At 48.3% G+C, this 15,053-nt stretch carries 12 protein-coding genes; 4 read left to right on the top strand and 8 right to left on the bottom strand.

All coding sequences use genetic code 11. The features are described 5' to 3' along the window. Window positions 1-62: 62 nt before the first annotated feature. Window positions 63-2,558 (top strand): NACHT domain-containing protein, encoded by a 2,496-nt coding sequence (locus N836_RS54685; protein WP_023073320.1) that lies wholly within the window; start codon window positions 63-65, stop codon window positions 2,556-2,558. A gap of 243 nt (window positions 2,559-2,801) precedes the next feature. On the opposite strand, the gene N836_RS73410 is transcribed toward N836_RS54685, so the two are convergent. Then, complete coding sequence (locus N836_RS73410) at window positions 2,802-3,071, bottom strand: Uma2 family endonuclease (RefSeq protein WP_023073318.1); 270 nt, start codon at window positions 3,069-3,071, stop codon at window positions 2,802-2,804. 138 nt (window positions 3,072-3,209) lie between these two features. On the opposite strand from N836_RS73410, the gene N836_RS54675 reads away from it, so the two are divergent. Then, window positions 3,210-3,521 carry a carbon dioxide-concentrating mechanism protein CcmK gene (locus N836_RS54675; RefSeq protein ID WP_006517539.1) on the top strand — a complete coding sequence of 104 codons (312 nt, stop codon included), beginning with the start codon at window positions 3,210-3,212 and terminating at the stop codon, window positions 3,519-3,521. Window positions 3,522-3,583: 62 nt separating this feature from the next. On the opposite strand, the gene N836_RS54670 is transcribed toward N836_RS54675, so the two are convergent. The 4 genes from N836_RS54670 to hflX all read right to left on the bottom strand — a co-directional run bounded on the left by N836_RS54670 (window position 3,584) and on the right by hflX (window position 9,980). Then, window positions 3,584-6,061 (bottom strand): branched-chain amino acid ABC transporter ATP-binding protein/permease, encoded by a 2,478-nt coding sequence (locus tag N836_RS54670; RefSeq protein ID WP_023073317.1) that lies wholly within the window; start codon window positions 6,059-6,061, stop codon window positions 3,584-3,586. A gap of 9 nt (window positions 6,062-6,070) precedes the next feature. Then, window positions 6,071-6,940, bottom strand: a complete 870-nt coding sequence (locus N836_RS54665; protein ID WP_023073316.1) for a branched-chain amino acid ABC transporter permease — start codon at window positions 6,938-6,940, stop codon at window positions 6,071-6,073. A gap of 18 nt (window positions 6,941-6,958) precedes the next feature. Further along, on the bottom strand, window positions 6,959-8,224 hold the full coding sequence (locus tag N836_RS54660; protein WP_023073315.1) for an ABC transporter substrate-binding protein: 1,266 nt from the start codon (window positions 8,222-8,224) through the stop codon (window positions 6,959-6,961). A 190-nt stretch (window positions 8,225-8,414) separates the two neighbouring features. Beyond that, complete coding sequence (gene hflX, locus N836_RS54655; RefSeq protein ID WP_036053475.1) at window positions 8,415-9,980, bottom strand: GTPase HflX; 1,566 nt, start codon at window positions 9,978-9,980, stop codon at window positions 8,415-8,417. A 494-nt stretch (window positions 9,981-10,474) separates the two neighbouring features. Here hflX and N836_RS54650 point away from each other — a divergent pair, with 494 nt between their 5' ends. Continuing rightward, complete coding sequence (locus N836_RS54650; protein ID WP_023073313.1) at window positions 10,475-10,855, top strand: CAAD domain-containing protein; 381 nt, start codon at window positions 10,475-10,477, stop codon at window positions 10,853-10,855. Window positions 10,856-11,205: 350 nt separating this feature from the next. Beyond that, window positions 11,206-12,471: a hypothetical protein gene (locus N836_RS54645; RefSeq protein WP_023073312.1), complete on the top strand. Its 1,266-nt coding sequence runs from the start codon at window positions 11,206-11,208 to the stop codon at window positions 12,469-12,471. A 132-nt stretch (window positions 12,472-12,603) separates the two neighbouring features. Here N836_RS54645 and N836_RS54640 read toward each other — a convergent pair whose 3' ends face one another. From N836_RS54640 to N836_RS54630, 3 genes are all read right to left on the bottom strand, one after another. Beyond that, entirely contained in the window at window positions 12,604-12,966 is a 363-nt protein-coding gene (locus N836_RS54640; RefSeq protein ID WP_031292932.1) for a hypothetical protein, read from the bottom strand. Between the two features lie 164 nt (window positions 12,967-13,130). Further along, a complete protein-coding gene (locus tag N836_RS54635; RefSeq protein ID WP_023073310.1) occupies window positions 13,131-13,997 on the bottom strand; it encodes an ABC transporter permease in 867 nt (288 codons plus the stop codon). A gap of 99 nt (window positions 13,998-14,096) precedes the next feature. Beyond that, the gene (locus N836_RS54630) at window positions 14,097-14,885 is read right to left on the bottom strand and encodes an HAD family hydrolase (RefSeq protein ID WP_023073309.1); all 789 of its coding nucleotides are present in this window, start codon (window positions 14,883-14,885) and stop codon (window positions 14,097-14,099) included. Between the last annotated feature and the right edge of the window lie 168 nt (window positions 14,886-15,053).

The raw sequence follows: 15,053 nt of genomic DNA, 5'->3' as shown, positions 1-15,053 counted from the left end.
TAGTTTGGACTGTTCTAGAGCTGCATGAAATATAATTTGAGAAGAGATAAGACTTATAAGTAATGCAACTTTCTGAGGAAGGTAAGCAATGTGTCGACCGCGCTCTGACTGAAAGGTCATGGACCTTGCATAAGTTAGCTGAAGAAAGTGGTTTCTCAATTTCGACAGTTAAAAAGTTTAGCTCTTGCAAAAATATTAGAGACATAAATTTTGTGAGCTTATGCAAACTCTTGGCAGTTGATTGGCATAATGTATTGGCAGAATCCAATGCATCTGATAAACAAAACACCAGCTCTGATTTAGCTTCTTCTCAAAAGAGTCAAGATTTAATACGCCGAGTACAAAACCACTGTCAACAAAAAGTGCGGCAACAACATACACGTATGCGTTTGCTGAATGGAGAAGAAATTGATGTTGAACAACTCTATGTGGATGTATGGTTATTAGCAAAACCAGAGAATAAGTATTTTAATTCATCTCAGAGTCTTCTTGATTCCTTCGATATTGAAAATGATCGATTAGCGTTGGGTAAGCGTCTCAAACGAAATCCAGGTTTAGAAATCGCAAATGCTAAGAATAAGTTAGTAATACTTGGCAAGCCAGGTTCTGGCAAGACGACATTTCTTAAACGGTTAGCCGTTGACTGGTGCAATCAAAAATTTCAACCAGGATTAGTTGTTGTCCTCATTGAGCTTCGCAGAATTAGGGACGAAGCTTGGGACTTATTAGTTGCAATTGATAAAGAGTTAGGTTTAGCAAATTGGAAACAAGCAGAAGATTGCTTGAATAAAATTTCAAAGTTAAAGGATCAAAGACTAGATTTAGAAAAGCATAGAGAAATTGATGATTTACAACAGGAAGTAGATGGTTTGATGAAACATGTCAAACATCTTCTTAAAAAGAGTAAGCTCATAATATTCATGGATGGCCTTGATGAAGTTCCAACCAATCAGCTTCGCCAGAATGTACAAGAGCAGCTCCGTAAAATTTCACTTGATTTTCCTGACAATCGATTTATACTAACGTGCCGCACTCAAATTATTAAAGTAATTCCAGATGGCTTTACTTCGGTTGAAGTCGCTGACTTTACTATCCAACAAGTAGATAAATTTGTGCAAAACTGGTTTCGAACAAGTGGGTTATCCCAAAATAAAGTTGAAGAGGAATTTAACAGATTCAAGAATGCTATTTATAGCAAGCCATCTCTTAGAGAACTGACAGGAACGCCAATACTATTAAATCTTATGTGTTTAGTATTTCTAGATGAAGGCAAAATGCCGTCTAATAGAAGTGAGATTTATGAGAAAGGTATAAGGTTATTGTTAAATAGGTGGAATAGTCAGAAACAGATAAGTGATTGGGAAATTGGCACTGAAACATATCGAGAACTGAGCCTTGAAGATAAGGAACAACTACTAGTTGAGATAGCCGCTCGAAAATTCTTCACTTTTAATGATGAAAACTCGATTTTGTTTGAACAAAAAAGGCTTTCTTCTCAAATAGCGCGCCATTTACAGCTAAATAATCACAGAGAAGGTTTGTCAGTATTGAAATCTATTGAGGCTCAACATGGATTATTAGTTGAGCGAGCTGATGAACTATGGTCTTTTTCTCATCTAACCTTTCAAGAACATTTTGCAGTTCAGTGGCTGTTGACATTACCATCTCAGGAGCTTGCTAATAAGGTTTCGAGTCCCCAATGGCAAGAGGTAATTGTCCAGCTAGTGAAATCTCAGCAGCATGCAGATCGACTCCTGTGGTGTCTCAAAAATGCCGTCGACCAATCAATAGCGTCTGATTCAAGACTGCAAGATTTTCTACAATGGCTTTTTCAAAAAACAGCATCAATAACAACTAAATGTAAGGTTTCTTCAATACGTGCTTTTTACTATTCCCTAGCATACGATCTGTCTTGTGATAGTAGTGTGATGCGTGCTAACGTTCGTGCTCGTGCCCGAAAGCATAATCTCAACCTTATTCTTGATCAGGGATTTGATGTTGCATATGCGCTAGACAGCGATTACAGTCTTGCTTACAGTTTTGATGATACGCTTGAGAAATCTATTGAAAGTAATCTGAATCTCAATTTTGATCGCTCGTTAGCTCGCATTCTTAGTCGTGCACGTGCACTTGGTGATGCTTCTAACATAAGCCGTGATACTGATCGTGCAATGGCGCGCAATCTTGATTATTGTCTTAATTATGTATTAAGTCGGGCAAAAGTTTACTCTTATGTTCCTGATTCAATTTTGAATATTCAAAGACTTCGAACAATGCTTCCAAATTCAGGTGATTGGCTGTCTTTTTCAAGATGGTGGAAGATCAATGGGGTAAATTGGACCAATGATTTTCGAAAAGTGATGATTGAATATCATAATATAGGCCACAACTGGGATTTTTCTCTAGAAAAGAGAAGAAGATTAGATGGTTACTGTTCTGCTAACAATTTCCTGGTTAAATTGATTAGAATTGAAGGCGGAGTCAGTCAGCAAACACGTATTAGTATAGAAGAAAGTTTATTCCTGCCTTTTGTTGAAGACGAAAATCTTTTTGGGTAAACAAAATCTAGTTAGTGAGGCAAATGCTCTAACTATTTTGAGTGTTTTAGCCAGGTCGTAGGGTGTGCAGGTTCCCCTCGATAATCTTTATGCTCTATCAACCTCTACGCTTGCCCACCTTCACTTATAAAGTCTCGTGTCCAGCTTCTTAAATTAACTTCTGCTTCAACCTCATCCTGCTGAGCCTCTTCTAAAAAATGATAGAGATCCTCTTTCTTTACAAGGCTAAACGTCGGACTCGTTTCAGTCCTCATACGCATCACCCACCAGACAATAAACCCGCCAGACATCACCACCAAACCGCCAAAACTCCGGCATCCCCAGCCTCGCATACAGACGATTCTTATCAATATCTGTATGCGTAATATTCACCTCCACCACAATAGCCGGTTGCGGATCAGTTTTCAGATCAACCGTCTTACCAGCAATCTTAGGCTGATTCTGAACATAGTAAGCATTATCCGGTTCCGCCCCCTTATCGAGATCGGCTCGGTCCAACGTCGTAGACCGCATCGACTTAAACCGTAAACCCAATTCCACCACCCTAAAATAGGTCTCGGGTCGCGGGTATCAAGTGTCAAGGGTTGAGTGTCGGGTGTCGGGTCTCAGGTATATTAAGAAGGGCAGCTTCACAATCGAACCCACTTCCCTATGCTTTACTCTATCGGTGTAATCGAAACCCACGGATATCCGGCTTCGCTGGCAGCGGCGGATGCCATGGTTAAAGCAGGTAATGTCTCCCTTTTAGGGATTAATCAGGCCGATAGCGGACGTCAGTTTGTAACGGTTCGAGGACGTGTGGCTGAAGTCAACAGAGCCATGGAGGCGGGGATAAAAGCTGCTAACGCCTGCCCTAATAATGGGAAAGTTACGTCCCATTACACCGTGCCCCACCCAACTGAAAATATTGAAAGTGTCTTGCCTCTACACTTTGACGAAAAATCAGAGCCATTCAGAGTTTGATCGACAATCGGACCATGGCGTAAGGTATCCAGGGCACCCACAAGGGGATGCCCCTACCTGCTCTAAACCCCTAAATACGCTTTTATCACCTGGCTATCTTGTTGCATCTCGTTGCCGGTACCCGATTGCACAACCTGCCCAGTTTCCAGTAGATAGGCCCGATCAGCCACTGCCAAGGCCAGGCTGGCCATCTGATCCACCAACAAAATGGTAAGCCCCTCATCCCGTAGCTCTGCCAGTGTGGTAAACAAATCAGTGACCAGTTTCGGTGCTAGACCAAGAGACGGTTCATCCAGCAACAACAATTTAGGTCGGGCCATCAAGCCCCGACCGATGGCCAGCATTTGTTGTTCTCCACCTGATAACAGCCCCGCTTTTTGGTTGCGCCGTTCAAATAAACGCGGGAAGCGCTGGAGAATTTTCTGGATATCACTGTCCACCTCAGCATCCTGACGGTTAAATGCCCCCAGACGCAGATTGTCGATCACCGTCAGCTCTTTAAACACCTGTCGTCCTTCAGGTACTAAGACAATGCCTTGTCGATTGATGCCATGGGCGGGTGTTCCCAATAGAGATTGGTTTTGCCAGATGATATCTCCAGACCAGGGGGAAATCAGCTGGGTAATGGCTTTCATCAGGGTGCTCTTACCAGCACCATTGGCACCGATGACGGCCACCAGTTCACCCGTATTCACAGTCAGGTCAACCGCCTGCAATACCTTCAGTTTGTCGTAGCCAGCAACCAGCTGTTTGGTTTGCAATAGAGGTTGCGGTTGAGAGAGGGCTGGGCGGGTTAAGTCAGGTGAGTCAACGCCTAAATAAGCGGCCAAGACGGCTGGATCTTGCTGCACTTGTGCGGGAGAACCTGTGCAAATGCGATCGCCACTGTCTAGCACCACAACTTGGTCCGAAATATCCATCACCAAGTCCATGTCGTGCTCAATCAAAATGACAGGAATACCGCTACTGGCAATCCGCCGCACTAGCTGTGCCAATACTTGCTTATCGTCTTTACTCAGCCCTGCCGCAGGTTCATCCAATAGCAAAAGCTGAGGCCCCAACACTAATGCCCGAGCGATTTCGGCTAATCGGCGATCTACAAAGGGGAGGTTAGCTGCCGTCTGATAAACATCACCCCTAAAGCCAACAAACGATAATACTTCCAGCAGCGTTTTCTCTGGGTGGGTTGGTGCTTTGCCTCGACCCACGAGAGCGGAAAAAATGGATCTAGTTTGAGCACCTTTAGCCGCAACTCGTAAATTATCAATCACCGAAAGTGAGTCAAATAATCGGGTTGCCTGAAAGGTGCGGGCCACACCGGAACGGGCGATCGCAAGACCAGATTGTTGGGTCAGGTCGGTGTTCCCAAGCATAATGCTGCCGGTTTGGGTTTGATAAAAGCCCCCAATCAAGTTCAACAGGGTTGTTTTACCGGCACCATTGGGACCAATCACCGCCGTGACCATGCCCGGCTGCACCGTCAGGCTCACCTCATTGACCGCACGCACGCCTCCAAACTGAATACCGACCTGATTTACCTTTAGGGCAGCGGCTGCCTGATTGCGGGTAATCAGGGCTGGCATCTCGGGTGGAGTGATCAGGGGATATACCGGAGACGGTTGGCTAAACCATCGCTTGAGCGGTTGGGTCAAGCCTTCGGGAGCTAGCCACAGGGTTAGCAGTAACAACACACCAAAGACCAACAGTTGGTAATCGGCGAAGTCTTTAATCAGTTCTGGTAAAAGAACGAGCACAATCGCGCCGACGAATGCCCCTTCGGCAGTGCCAATCCCCCCTAAGATGACCACCAACAGAAATAGAATCGAGCGGTGCCGGGTAAAGCTGTCGGGGCTCACAAACCCAATTGTGGAGGCGAAGAAGGCACCTCCCAGGCCCGTAAATGCTGCTGAAACGGTAAAGGCCATCACCCTCACCGTTAGGGGATTTAACCCCAGAGAAATGGCGGCTGTCTCATCGTCGCGCACCGCTTGAAATGCCTTGCCCCAGGGATGTTGTTTGAGCTGATCAAAGGACCAAATGGCAACAAAAGCCAGTACAACGGCAATGAGAACGACATCTCTCAAAGCGGGTTGTAGGCCAAATAGCACAGGTTTGGGAATGTTGCTCAAGCCGCCAAAGCCGCCGGTGAGGCCAACCCACTCGATCAACACTCGCTCGACAATGATGCCAAAGGCGATTGTTACCATCGCCAGGTAAGGACCTGTAACCCGCAGGGCTGGAGCCCCTAATGCTGCTCCCATGCCAGCCGTGGCCAGGATACCGACACCTGCCGCTGCTGGAAACGACCAGTCTACCCTCAGCATCAACAGGCTAGCGGCATAGGCTCCAATAGCAAAGAACCCTGCATGGCCAATGGACACTTGCCCTGACAGCCCCACCAAAATATTAAGACCAACGGCCACCATTGTGGTGATGGCAATCATGCCAATGGTGTAGAGGTAGTAGGTATTGGGCGCTAGTAGTGTGGCTGCGATCGCACCAATTAACAAACCTATTCCAATCCAGCTGCGCAGCTTCATGTTGATGACCTAAACTTTCTTCACCTGAGCCTGACCAAACAGACCATGAGGTCGTATCGCCAGCATCAAAATTACCACCGCAAAGCCAATAATTTCGCGATAGCTACCCCCCAATAAACCAGCGGCTGCCGATTCCACTAAACCGTATAGAATGCCCGCCACCATGACTCCCCAAGGATTAGCCAAGCCACCGATAATGGCGGTGGCAAACGCCTTTAAACCCAGCAGCGTACCCATGGTGGCGGAAACATTGCTAACAGGCGCGATTAACATGCCCGCCAACGCTGCCAGTGCGGTAGACATGCCAAAGGTAACGCTGATCATCCGCTCCACTGGAATGCCCATCAGTCGGGCGGTGTCATGGCTCTCGCTGACGGCCTGCAGGGCTTTGCCTAAGAGAGTTCGTGTAAATAGGATACGGAGTGCGATCGCAACAGCTAACCCCACCACCGGAATTAGCAGCTCCACCGAAAACACACCAAACCCCAGCAGTTGGACTGGTGTTTCTGCCCAAGCAGAAGGATAGCCTCGTGTCTCTTTGCCAAATGTGAGCATGGCAAGATTTTCGAGAATGATGCCCAGGGCGATTGTCGTCAGTAGCCAACTGTTGGAACCCCCTTCCGAAAATGGACGCACCACAAACCGCTCAATCAGCAGGCCTAACCCAAAGGCCGCCACCAACGTGATCGGCACTGCCAACCAGGCTGGCACTCCCAGTGTGATATTAAGGCTGTAGCACAAGACAGCTCCAACCATCACAGAAGCGCCCTGGGAAAAGTTCATCGTCTTTGAGACCGCATAGGTAATCTGAAAGCCCAGAGCCACCAAGCCATACAGACTACCGACAGCAATCCCTGAAAGGAGCAGTTGAGACCACATTGCCTTTACTCAGTGCCTTTACCCTTGGAAGGGTACTAGTTTGTTATCTTTCCACTGCACCAGAATATAGTCGTCTTCATTCAGGGCATCGTGGTTATCGGGTGAAAAGGACTGCTCATAGGTTTTAATCAGACCTTCGTAGGTTGGCAGATCATAAAAAGAGTCTCGCAATGTGGGTCCGTCTAAGCTCTCTGCCGTATCTATGGCCAGAGCGACCAGATTCATCGCGTCATAGGCATTGGCCGTTCCCACTGGGGCAATCACATCCTCTGGTCCCTTGACATCATACTTCTCTTGTAACTTGCTCATCAGTGCTTCTGAGCGCTCTCCTTCAGCATCAAAGAAGCTATAGGTCTGCATAAACACCACCCGAGCCGCCGCTTCTTCCCCAGCCAATTCAGGGAAACGACCACCCGTCGGTCCCCAATGGGAGACAACCGGCACATCCCAACCCAGACGCAGCAAAGACTTCATCGCGACCGCAGAAGGGGCGGCGTTGGCTACCATCAGCAGCGCTTCGGCCCCACCCTCCTGCAAACGACCTAACTGGGGAGAAATATCGGTGTCCCCATCGTTGAACTTTTCAATGCCAACAATGTCCAGGTCATACTTCGGTGCCCACTCCTCAAACCCAGCCTGATTCGATTCACCCCAAGGGTTGTTGATCAGCACTAAACCCACCTTAGTGGCTCCTAATTCTTGCTTAGCGTAGCGCATTAGGTAACTGTCTACAATATTGTCGTTAGCCGAGACTCGAAAGGCAAAGTTGGGGTCAAATTCGTTGCGGGTAATGCCTGTGGCCGCTGCCCACACACCCATGTAAGGCACTTCTAACTCGTGGAAAACAGGCAACATAGCCAGGGATACGGGAGAATCTAAGCCGCCAAAAACCAGGGCCACTTTTTCCTGCTCAATCAATTCCCGAGCCGCCGCTACTCCCTTAGCCGGGGTGGATTCATCGTCACGAATGACAAGTTCCAAAGGACGCCCCCCCATGACGCCCCCACTCGCGTTAATTTTTTCTAGGGCAATGGTCAATCCCCGAGTAATCGACTCACCTGATACGGCTGAAGGCCCTGTAATGGCAGCAATCAGGCCTAACTTAATCGGTTCACCAGCAGCGGCTGAGGTTGTTTCTGCGCCTGCAGCAGGTGTGGTGTCACTATCGGTAGTGGTTGCACAACCGGCTAGCTTAGACATCAAAAGAGCTGCACTCAGCCCAGTCGCGCCTTGAAGTAGCTGCCGTCGCTTGAAAAACATGCGCTTGAGCGAGTTTTGAGTCATTAGTCCCTTGGTGCCTTAGCCGACGCTATCAAGAGAATTATCAGTTTTAAGGTGTATTTGAACTGATGCTTACGCTACAAATACGTTCCCAGTGAGTTTATATTTGATTCATATCCAAAGGATGCTCCCTCTTAGGGATAATGCCTTGTGCTTACCCCGGCAACGTTGGGAACAATCCACCAAAATTTTGCTAGCCTGCCACTGCATAATCAATCAACTGCACCAATCGCTGTCGCAATGTCTCCAACCCTAACTTCTGCGCAGCTGAAATAAATAACGCCTGGGGATACTCATCTTTTGCCACAGCCAGCGTGTCACTATCCACCGCATCCAACTTGTTAAACACCAACAAAATTGGCCCTGGTGTTGTTGGCATCTGTCCCAAAATCCCCATCACTGAGCGAATATGGTCCTGCCACGCATGATGAGATAAATCCACTACATGCATGAGCGCATCAGCTTCTGTAACTTCTTCTAAGGTGGCTCGAAACGCATCCATAAGAGAAGGTGGCAAATCCTGGATAAAACCAACCGTATCGGTTAAGACCATGGCTCTCTTCTCATGGGTCTCATTGTCCACCACCGACAATCTTTTTGTTGTTGGATCTAATGTGGCAAACAACTGATCGGCTGCATAGATGTCGGCATTGGTTAGGGTGTTCAACAACGTAGATTTGCCCGCATTGGTATAACCTACCACCGCAACAGAAGGTACTTGATGATGTTGCCGATTCTGTCGCATGCGCGAGCGATGCGCCTGGAGCTGAGTTACCTCCCGCTGTAGCCGCGTGATCCGTTTTTGAATCGCCCGCCGCTCCGTTTCTAGCTTGGTCTCACCAGGACCCCGAGTACCAATACCACCCCCGAGCCGAGACATGGCCTGTCCCCGACCTGTTAACTTGGGTAACTGATACTCTAGCTGTGCCAGTTCTACCTGCAATTTGCCAGCCCCTGTCCGCGCTCGTTGGGCAAAGATATCTAAAATTACTTCCGTGCGGTCCACTACCCGTACCCCAATTCGTTGTTCGAGGCTACGCACCTGAGCTGGAGATAGATCTCGGTTAAATACCACCAGGCTTACCCCTAAGGTTTGGGCTTCTAAGGCTATCTCATCGACTTTACCGGCTCCTAGTACGGTCTGAGGATGGGGTTTCGCTCGTTTTTGTTTGAGGGTTTCTAAAACTTCTCCCCCCGCTGTTTCTACTAAACGAGATAGTTCTTCCAGGCCATTCTTAAACTGGTCGGGATCCATTCTGTCTGTTTGTAGACCCACTAGCAGTACCCGATCGTGGCTACTATCTACCTGCTGTGCCACAAACAGACGGCGGAATTCTTCCTCCAAGCCTTCGGTCAAGTCAGTAAAGTCTTCTTGACTTAATGTTTCTAAATCCATTGCTGCAGAGACTGACCAGCGCTGAGTCTCATCGGGAATTAGATGCGCCAGGTAGGCTTCGCGAATATAGCCGGTTGCGCCACCCCCCTTGCGCTGAAACCCACTGCCGGTCAGGGTGATCAAAACTAACGCATCTAGCCGCTGTAGGGCCATCGCCGTCAAGGCCGCATTGCCTGGTTTTTCCTGCTTGAGTTGTGTGGCAATGCACCGAATGCCACACAGGCGCTCGGCACCATATCGGGGTAGCTCTAGTGTCGGAATTTGGGTTTGGCGTGGAGACCCTACTCCCACTCGGATAACATGGCCTCGCCGGTCTATGTAGGCGCATACGGGCTGACTAACATCCGTACTAATTGCTGCCAACCGCTGGGCAAACTCAGGGCTAGTAATTTGGTTACCCGGAATGCGCTGATGATAAATACGACGTAGTTGTTTGAGCTGGCTTGGTTTGAGACCTTTTAGCTCACCGTAGATGGTTTCGATAATCGTTTGCAGAATTCAGTAAGGTCTATTTTAGTCAAGACCTCGATTTTAACGACACCGCAGTTTTAAATTGAAATGTTTTGATAATGCCTTGAGGCGAATAATTTGAAATTGACTATTTGAAATTGACTATGTGTCGATGCAGGATAATATTTTTCTATGAAGTCAGAATAAGCTTTTGCAAGTGCATCAGTGTAATGCTGCTGTACGGTTAGGCAACGTCTGGCAGATACCTCCATGGATAAGTGCTTGACAGCTTGCATTTAGGCCGACTCTGGTCTAATTTCAAAAGCTGTCAACTAAGCTGATTCACTAGCCAAACGGCAAACGAGCGAGGGAAATCCGCTCTTAGGTTGTTAATACTCCGTATAAAGATGAGCACCGATATAAATCCCCCTGAAGAGAACACAACCACTCAAAGCACGCCTGATACCGCTGAACAGGCCAAAGAAATTCTGGCGAAGGTTGCAAGTGTACTTGGGGATTCCCCAACTTATGTCGTTGAGACGTTTAATGAGTACAAACGGCCACTCACGGTGATTGGTCTAGTTTTCGGTGCTCTGATTGCGATCAAGATGATGTTTGCGATCTTAGCGGCAATCAATGATATTCCGGTGCTGGCTCCTACTATGGAGCTGATCGGTTTAATTTACACTGGCTGGTTTATCTACCGTTATCTACTAAAGGCTAGTAACCGGAGCGAATTACTTAGTAACCTGGGTGAGGCAAAGGATCAAATCACTGGCAATAGATAACGATGATTGCGGGTTGATAAGCTATCTAGCGTTTGCTGGATGGGGTCAATAGTTTCCTTTGGTATACGTTAAAAAATAATTGGAAGGCTGAACGGCTAAAGCTGTTCGGCTTTTTTATTGCTTGTGTAATACGAAATCCTGACTGATAGCGTCCGATATCGAAGGGCATCCACAAGGGGATGCCCCTATAGAACCGTACATTTTAATCAGGTTTGATGGATTCGGATTTGATATAAGTTGCCAATTGGTTGTGATGGAAATCCACACTTTTACCGTCATGGCAATGAACGACTGGGCTTTCTATACTTGTGGCATTGCTATTAATCAGCCCCCACCCCTTAAAGGAACCCATGGAGCTAAATCAGGACATCATGAAAGCGGTTGAAACCCTGGAATATCGGGTAACTGCAGGTGATGTGGCCGCTAAAACTGGATTAAATATTAGTCAGGCTGAAGCCGGTGTACTGGCATTGGCTTCGGCTACTCAGGCCCATATGCAGGTGGCTGAAACGGGGGATGTTGCCTATGAGTTTCCTCAACAGTTTCGCTCTATCTTGCGTAATCAGTATTGGCAGCTGCGCTGGCAGGAGACCTGGGCGAAGGTGTGGGCTGTTCTGTTTTACCTGATTCGGATTTCCTTTGGTATCATGCTGATTCTGGCGGTGGTGCTGGTGTTGATGGCCATCATTGCGATTCAAATTGGTATGCAGCAGCGGGATGATGATAATCGCGGTGGCAGCTACAGCGGAGGGATTGGGTTTAATCCATGGCTATGGATCGGTCGGGATTGGTTTTATTGGTTTAGTTATGGCCCTAGACCGCAGTATGGGCGCTATGATTATTCGTCGCGCAACCGTCAGGAAAATAAGCTGAATTTCTTAGAGGGTGTGTATTCGTTTTTGTTTGGTGATGGTGATCCGAATAAGAATTTGGATGAGCGCCGTTGGGGCGCGATCGCAACTGTCATCCGCAATCATCGAGGAGCTGTCTCCGCTGAGCAATTGGCTCCCTACCTTGACAATGCCAACCTGGACGATGATCTCGAAGACTACGTTATCCCCGTCCTCAGCCGCTTTAACGGTCGACCTCAGGTTAGCCCCCAGGGGGATTTAGTCTACTATTTCCCTGAGCTCCAGGTCACGGCCAATGATCAAAAGCCGCAATCAGTTGCTGCCTATCTAAAAGAAGCAAAACGCCGCTTTACCAGTGCTAGTTCCGATCAAGTCGCCATTGCCATTAGTCTTGGCACGATACTTGTCGTCGGGTCTCTCTATCTCGGTAGTATTTCTGGTAACTTTGATGGATTTGTCGGTTTTGTCCAGTCCATTGTGACTCTGCTGCTCGGCTATGGTCTAGCCTTTTTGGGCATTCCTGCCGTGCGCTATTTCCGCATGCAACAACAAAATCAGAAGATCGAAGCCCGCAATACCCAGCGTCAGGCACTGGTGGGGCAAACCGTTCAACGCAAACTTGACTATGCTAAACAGTTTGCCACCCAAACCATCGTTAGCAAAGGCAACCTGGCCTACACCACGGAAACTGATCTAATTGATCAGGAGATTGCTAATCGAGACAAAATCGACGAAGAGTGGCGTAAGCGGCTGGAGTCTTCTTAGAAGGTGTTTTAGGCAGTGAGATAGATCTCTTGTAGGGGCTGCACCTTGCGCCTTCAACTGGGCGGTTCGACTGAATCCACCGTCCAAGCCTCACGCCGAAGTTCAGCCCCTTGTCATATCTACACCCAAAAATTAATCCCCTAGAACATTGATCAGTGCACCAGCTGCACCACCCTGAATAGCGTTCTCAATAAACGAATCATCGTTGGTGATCGTGCCTACTACGCCACTAGCAGCAGCTCCCACTGCTGCATCTTGAGCCAGGCTAGAGTCGCGATCTCCACGCACAGCCTCGACGGCGGCTCCGGCAGCGGCTCCATTCACAATGTCATCAACACCAGCGTTGTCGCCCACAACGGTACCGGTGACGATGCCAACACCCGCGCCAATACCAATACTTTCCAAGAGGTCAGCTGAGCTAGGAGCTGCCAGTACTGAGCCCAATGAAACAGTCGTCAATCCTGCTACAAACAATGCGGTGAATGCTTTTTTCATGGTCTTACCCCCCAAAGGGACATGAATGATTGATCTCACTATCTCAATGGTAGCTAATTGCCCTCTGATACTGCCCTGAGCCATGGATAAGAGCAGCTGAAGTTAGACTGAGTTTTATGGGTGATTACTATCACTGCAGCGTTTGATCGGTGTCCCTAGTGAGTTCAATTTTCTTTACGTACTAGTGGATTAACCAGGTCATTTAAGCCTTCACCAATCAGAGAAAGTCCCGTAACCATGCCAGTAATGGCTAGCCCTGGAAACAATGCTGTCCACCAAATGCCAGTGGGGAGTGCGTCCAAGGCCTGGCGTAACGAGCTGCCCCATTCAGGGACCTCGTCTGGCAACCCTAAGCCCAGGAATCCTAGACCGCCCAAAATCAATACCGCATCTGCTGTATTCAAGGTGAACAGGACCGGTACACTTTGCACGACATTCAGAAATAAGTATCGGGATAGCACCGCCCAGGTAGACGCGCCCATGGCTTGAGCGGCTTCTACGAACAGCTCTGTTTTGAGGCTCACGGTGTGGTTGCGTACCACTCGATAATATTGGGGGACATAGGCAATACTGAGGGCAGCGGCGGCGTTGACTACACCCTTACCCAAAATAAACGCCAGGGTGACCGCCAGCAGCAGCACCGGCAGGGTATAGATGGTGTCCATGAAGAATAGTAGTCCGCGATCGAGCTTGCCGCCCAGGTAACCGCTCACCATCCCTAGGGGGACGCCCACCACAACACTCATAGCCGTTGCTAGTAACACCACCTGCCAGGCTGCCCGCGCTCCAAACAGGGTCCGGGAAAAAACGTCATAGCCCTGGCGGCTGGTGCCAAACCAGTATTGACTAGACGGTGGCACATGCACGGGATTTTCTAGGGTGACCAATGGGTCCTGAATCCATCCCCAGTTCTGCATAAGCGGGGCAAACAGGGCAACCAGCACAAACACCAGCGTAATGGCGATGCCTGCCCACATCAGTACTTTAGAAATAGTCCAGCGCCGCATCTGCAGATTGTCCGCCATAGCCATGAGAATAAAATTGGATTCTATTGTCCAATGACGAGGACCGATGAGAAAGAAAAATATTGAATTCCTGTAGGGGCATTGCATGCAATGCCCCTACAGGAATTATTGATGGATGACATCAAATAATGTCTTTACCAATTCACCAAATCCTTCCCCTTCTTCGGCCTGGGTGACAAAAGCCGGATGATGGTCCAGGGTATCTAGATAGTGACGAACATTGGCAACGCCAACTGAATGGGGAAACTGTTCAGGGTCAAACATGCTTTCGTCATTGGGGCTGTCACCAACGGTCAGTACCTGTTGGTGAGTCAGGTCGGGAAACTGTTGGGTTATGACCTGGGTGAGGCCACTAGCTTTGTCTTGGGGCAGTGGTTTGATATGGCACTGGACGGTGCTGTAGGTGAAGCCCCAGCCGTTTTCATGACAGTTGTGGGTCATCCACTGCAGGTCTTCCAGGCTCAAGCCAGTGACGTCAAAGGTCCAGTCTGTTAGCCGGAATGGATTGTCGCTTGATTCCTGGAGCTTTGGATATCGCTGTCGTAAACGGTTAAACTGTTGTAGCAGCAACTGTCTGTGGTTGTCGGCAATGGGCTGTAAGAACTTAGGGTACCGATTGGCTTTGGTGAAGTAGAGACCACCGTTTTCTGCGATCGCAATCCCCACTGGCAAATAGTGCAGCAGCCCATTGACCCAACCTGCCGAACGTCCGGTGGTGATCAGCACTGGCATCCCAGCAGACTTCAGCTTTGAGAGCAGCGTAAACAATAAGTCATTAAACTCTCCGTTTTGAGTCAGAGTGCCATCCATATCCGTTGCCACCAACCGAATCTGTGCTAAAGCTTGTTGACCCTGCTGGGTGGTCAGTGATTGTAATCGGTTACCTGTTGTCATAAAGTGTCATCCGCCCAGCGATTTCCAAGGGTTATAGTGCCAGACAGGCACTAGATTTTGATTAAGGAATTCCCTTGATAGCAAGAAACTGATATACGTTAGATGCCAAATCTTGATGGCCCTGCAACAATAGATGCCAAAGCTACTAATCTTGGTGGCCTGCAACAA

It is taken from the genome of Leptolyngbya sp. Heron Island J (assembly GCF_000482245.1).
GTDB lineage: Bacteria > Cyanobacteriota > Cyanobacteriia > Phormidesmidales > Phormidesmidaceae > Leptothoe.
The sequence above is the reverse complement of the archived record's forward strand: the minus strand, read 5'-3'. Positions and strand labels throughout refer to the sequence as shown.